This window comes from Salinimicrobium oceani (genome assembly GCF_012037645.1).
The window spans coordinates 1-552 of sequence record NZ_JAAVJR010000317.1 but is presented as its reverse complement, the minus strand read 5'-3'; the positions used below and the strand labels follow the sequence as shown (position 1 = coordinate 552).

Sequence of the window (552 nt, the reverse complement as noted above, 5' to 3'; positions counted from 1 at the left end):
ATTATTCCACTTCCAAACGTCTTGCTGAAGAAACGCCAAACTCCTGGTACGTTAACCAGTACGACAACCTTTCCAACACAAAAGCTCATTATGAAAGCACAGGACCCGAGATCTGGAGACAGACCGATGGGAAAGTGACCCATTTTGTTGTTGGTGTTGGAACGGGCGGAACAATATCGGGCGTTGGAAAATACCTGAAGGAACAAAATCCGAACGTAAAGGTTTGGGGCGTGGACACCTATGGTTCTGTTTTTAAAAAGTACCACGAAACAGGGGAATTTGACGAAAACGAGATCTATCCATATGTGACTGAAGGAATTGGAGAGGATATCCTGCCAAAGAATGTGGATTTCAGCATCATTGACGGCTTTACTAAGGTGACAGATAAGGATGCGGCAATCTATACCCAGAGACTGGCCAAAGAAGAAGGGATGTTCCTCGGGAATAGTGCAGGAGCTGCTATAAAAGGTTTGCTTCAGTTAAAAGAGCACTTTAAAAAGGATGATGTAGTGGTGATCCTTTTTCACGACCATGGCAGTCGCTATGTTGGAA

Annotated in this window: 1 protein-coding gene; it reads left to right on the top strand. The window is 44.4% G+C overall.

Annotated features, from left to right (window positions below):
• On the top strand, window positions 1-552 hold a 552-nt coding region (locus tag HC175_RS16935; protein WP_168139520.1), incomplete at both ends, for a PLP-dependent cysteine synthase family protein.